General features: G+C 43.0%; 1 protein-coding gene. It reads right to left on the bottom strand.

Going from position 1 to position 256, the window contains the following annotated elements:
- Window positions 1–256 (bottom strand): hypothetical protein (locus tag ACKPVM_RS20500; RefSeq protein WP_409311586.1); only part of this gene is annotated, 256 nt, incomplete at both ends.

Raw genomic sequence — 256 nt, forward strand, 5'->3', positions numbered from 1 at the left:
TAGATCGTATTTTTTCTAAAAACATGCGCCAATGCATCAGGCAATGCTTTGATGCGCTGACCGATCTCATTAAAAATCGGCAGTGCAAACATGCTGACGCGGCTCGTATCAAAATCTTCGAAACTAAGATTATTCGTTTTATAATTCACATAATTACGGTAAGCATTCAGAAAACACTCACGCTCGGTCCGACTCAGCTTCTGCAGGGCCGTATAATCAGCGCCGACTTCAGCGACTAACTCACCATCAAATTGAG

Source organism: Pectobacterium hainanensis (genome assembly GCF_046237015.1).
GTDB lineage: Bacteria > Pseudomonadota > Gammaproteobacteria > Enterobacterales > Enterobacteriaceae > JBJYIN01.